Raw genomic sequence first — 3248 nt, forward strand, 5'->3', positions numbered from 1 at the left:
AAAGCATCGCATCCATCATCACCGGCTGTATTTATGCTCCAAGATCGCGCTGATTTAGTCGCGTTTTGCACAATATTGACACTTATGTAATACCAGGATTGTATTTATGATTAAGAACTGTTTGTTTCCAGTTGCCGGTTACGGCACTCGATTTTTGCCTGCTACGAAAGCCATGCCGAAAGAAATGCTCCCACTCGTTAACAAGCCGCTTGTTCAATACGGGGTTGAAGAAGCGCAAGAGGCCGGGATGAATAACTTTGGTTTTGTAACAGGTCGTGGAAAGCGCGCTATCGCAGATCATTTCGACATCAGTTATGAGCTAGAACATCAAATCCAAGGTTCGGGTAAAGAAGACCTGCTTTCTGAGATTCGCGATCTTATTCATAACAATACCTTTTCTTTTACACGTCAACATGAGATGAAAGGCCTTGGCCATGCAATCTTATCTGGCAAGACGCTTGTAGGCGACAACCCATTTGCCGTGCTACTCGCCGATGACCTATGTGTAGGAGACGAGCCTGGTAATGGCGTACTCAAGCAGATGAGCATGCTTTACAGTCAGTTTCGTTGCAGCATCGTCGCGATTCAAGAAGTACCGGCGGATCAAACCCACAAGTATGGCGTGATTGCGGGCGAATCAATGAAGGACGGTCTCTACCGTATTACCGACATGGTTGAAAAGCCGGCCCCTGAGGATGCGCCTAGCAATCTTGCGATCATTGGACGATACATTTTGACGCCAGATATTTTCGATATTATCGAGAACACACCACCAGGCAAAAATGGCGAAGTTCAAATCACGGATGCGTTAATGACGCAGGCTAAAAATGGCTGTGTGTTGGCATACAAGTTCAAAGGCGAGCGTTTTGATTGTGGCAGCGTCGACGGCTTTGTTAAGGCAACAAACTATGTATACGAGAACGTTTACAAGCCTCAATAAAGCTCAGACAAGAATCAAAAAAGGCAGATCAATCAGATCTGCCTTTTTTATTTTACTGCTCACCGCTACTGGTTCATAGCCGTGCCTACATGCCCATTAACTGCAAAATCAGGGAGCGGTTTTGTTCGTCACTTTTTCGAAAGCGTTTGAGCAGCTCAAGTTCTTGATCTTTTGGTAATACCGCCTCTAGCTCTTTATCTAAGGCGTTTAATGTCTCGCTGAGATCATCAGGCTCACCAGACACCACAAAACCAGGCAATTCAAGCTGTGGAAGATCTCCCTGAACAGGGAGATCAATAAAATACTCGAGCGAAGCACCCGTTTTAAAGCAAATATCGAGAAGGTTCTCTAGGCTCGGATAAATTGAATTCGATCCACCCTTCTCCCACGCATCGACGACGCTTTCGTCTACATTACACAGGTTCGCGACATCACTGAGACTTAACTTATGTGTTTCGCGAAAAAATCGAAGCTGTTTGCTAAAGCTTTTTAAATACTTCATCAAAGGTGGCGCGTTAATTCATGTTAGCTTTAAATATAGCAGCAAGCCCCTGACTTTCCATTAAAAACTGTTTTATTTTCAGATCCTTAGCTCAAGGACTTAATGTTGGATTTAAACCCCATAAGGCACGATAGCACGCTTGCAAAATACACCTAACAATTGCTGATCCAAAGCGTTTGGTAGGGTTGCAACATCAAGCTTTCACTCAGATCACCAATTTTCGCGCCACTGATCAAATCGCTCCACTCCATGAAGTCAGAGAGATTCAATTCACTCAAATGAAGCTCTTGTTCTTGATCACTGATATTAAAAATACAGAATATATTCTGCGTTCGGTTCATACTTTGACGCCAAAAGCCGAAGACCTGATCTCCGAGATGGAGGGTGAACTGCGTGGCGTTAGGATGAAAAGCGGACTGACGACGACGAATTTTTAGTAACTCCATCACGCCCGCATACACTCGGCTATGACTGGTGGATGTATCGGCAATCGCCGACTCGAGCTCTGCATATTCCCACTTATGCCGATTGATCGAGCGGTTATGCTTGGTGTGTTCCACCTTCTGGTAATCATTACGCGTGCCTACCAAGCTATGAATGTAAACGCCCGGAATGCCTTCAAGCGCAAACATAATCGCGTGCGCACACAAAAATCGCTCAATCGCCCATTTATCTGGCCCAGCGGTGGTACCTTGTAGCGCATCGAACAACGAAATATTAATTTCATAAGGTTTGTTCTCATTGTTCTCCAATGCGCGCATGGAAATTCTGCCACCAAAGCTCTGCATGGTGTTAATGAGTGTGTTGATTTCTTCCTCGCTCAACAAACCTTCCGCGGGTCGCAGGCCGATCCCATCATGCGAAGCGATGAAATTAAAATAAGCTGTGCCATGCAGCGCGGGCGGCATGCTCATCATCCATTGTTTCAGATAAAAGCAGCTGCCGGTTATTAGAGTGTTTACGAGCAGTGGCGGAAGAGAAAAGTTGTAAACACAATGCGCTTCGTTGGCGTTGCCAAAGTATGAAAGATTTTCACGATTAGGGATGTTGGTTTCGGTGATAATCACCGCGTCAGGCTGCGCAAATTCAAGCAAAGTGCGTAAAAGACGAACTAATTCATGGGTTTCAGGTAAATTGAGGCTACTCGTACCGATCACCTTCCATAGGAAGGCAATCGCATCGAAGCGAAAAATTCGAATCCCTTCGTCGAGATAAGCCCGTAATATTTTGACAAATTCGACTAATACCTTTGGGTTGCGAAAGTCTAGATCAACCTGATCGTGACTAAAGGTGCACCAAACGTAGCGCGTGCCGTCTTTTACCGTCTCGGTTTCGCGCAAAAGCGAAGAGGTTCGTGGACGGACCACATGAGAGACGTCATCCGCAGGGTCCGCGGTATAAAAATAGTCATGCCCTACACCCTCTCCTTTGACGAAATTATCAAACCAAACACTTCTCGAAGAACAATGATTGATTACTAAGTCAGCCATTGTTCTGTAGTCGTTACTAATATCACGAATGTGAGACCAATCACCTAGGGCCTCATTAACCTGAACGTAGTTAATAACCGAAAAACCGTCATCGGAACTGTAGGGGTAAAAAGGCAATAGATGCACTGAGTTGAAACCATCAGCACAATAGGTGTCGAGGAAGGTTTTTAGAGTCGCGAGAGGCTTCTCGGTATTTGAATCTAAGGCCGAGGCGCCAACAGAAACGCTGTCTCCGTAAGTAATGAGAATTGCGTCTTGCTCAGACCAATGATTCTGATAAGGCACTGGCTGCTCAAGCTCGCCATCAGCCTCTTGC

3 protein-coding genes are annotated in these 3248 nt (G+C 45.5%); 1 reads left to right on the plus strand and 2 read right to left on the minus strand.

Features of this window, described 5'->3' with window-relative positions; genetic code table 11:
- Positions 1–106: 106 nt before the first annotated feature.
- Positions 107–940 carry a UTP--glucose-1-phosphate uridylyltransferase GalU gene (galU, locus tag A3751_RS07835; protein WP_068454043.1) on the plus strand — a complete coding sequence of 278 codons (834 nt, stop codon included), beginning with the start codon at positions 107–109 and terminating at the stop codon, positions 938–940.
- A gap of 85 nt (positions 941–1025) precedes the next feature.
- On the opposite strand, the gene A3751_RS07840 is transcribed toward galU, so the two are convergent.
- Both A3751_RS07840 and A3751_RS07845 read right to left on the minus strand, forming a co-directional pair.
- A complete protein-coding gene (locus A3751_RS07840; protein WP_068454047.1) occupies positions 1026–1442 on the minus strand; it encodes a helix-turn-helix domain-containing protein in 417 nt (138 codons plus the stop codon).
- A gap of 152 nt (positions 1443–1594) precedes the next feature.
- Positions 1595–3248: sugar phosphorylase (locus A3751_RS07845; protein ID WP_068454050.1), on the minus strand; the 1654-nt coding region annotated here is incomplete at its 5' end.

The organism is Oleiphilus sp. HI0080 (assembly GCF_001635135.1).

Bases quoted from the DNA above. Each gene is read 5' to 3' on its own strand.
- galU (WP_068454043.1), top strand. From the start codon at position 107: ATGATTAAGAACTGTTTGTTTCCAGTTGCCGGTTACGGCACTCGATTT.
- A3751_RS07840 (WP_068454047.1), bottom strand. From the start codon at position 1,442: ATGAAGTATTTAAAAAGCTTTAGCAAACAGCTTCGATTTTTTCGCGAA.